The sequence below is a fragment of the Kytococcus schroeteri genome (genome assembly GCF_002847825.1).
In the GTDB taxonomy this organism is placed as follows: Bacteria; Actinomycetota; Actinomycetes; order Actinomycetales; family Dermatophilaceae; genus Kytococcus; species Kytococcus schroeteri.
On sequence record NZ_PKIZ01000174.1, the window covers coordinates 1 to 302 of the forward strand.

Genomic DNA, 302 nt, shown 5'->3' on the forward strand with positions numbered 1-302 from the left:
TGTTCATCGTGGGTGCTCCCGGCATCCCCGGCATCTTTGGCACTCGGCAGCATTGCCATTGCATAGGCCACCGCGTGTGCGTGGTCGATCACGACCGCCCGGTCGGCGAACAGCAATGCCGCATCCGGATGGTCTTCCCGGGAGCGGGCAATGTCCTCCACTCCGTATCCCAATGCGCCCACCCAGCCGAGGGCGAAGTCGCACGGCCAGTCTCGCGGAATCTCAACCGACTCGTCGAAAGTGCTTCTGAGCTGCGCGAAGAACGTATTCGAGCTTTCCACCTGCGGCATCCACGTTCGGGC

Annotated in this window: 1 pseudogene; it reads right to left on the minus strand. The window is 63.2% G+C overall.

The window, feature by feature from the left end:
* A pseudogene (locus CYJ76_RS12055) lies at positions 1-281 on the minus strand (hypothetical protein); the annotation flags it as partial.
* Between the last annotated feature and the right edge of the window lie 21 nt (positions 282-302).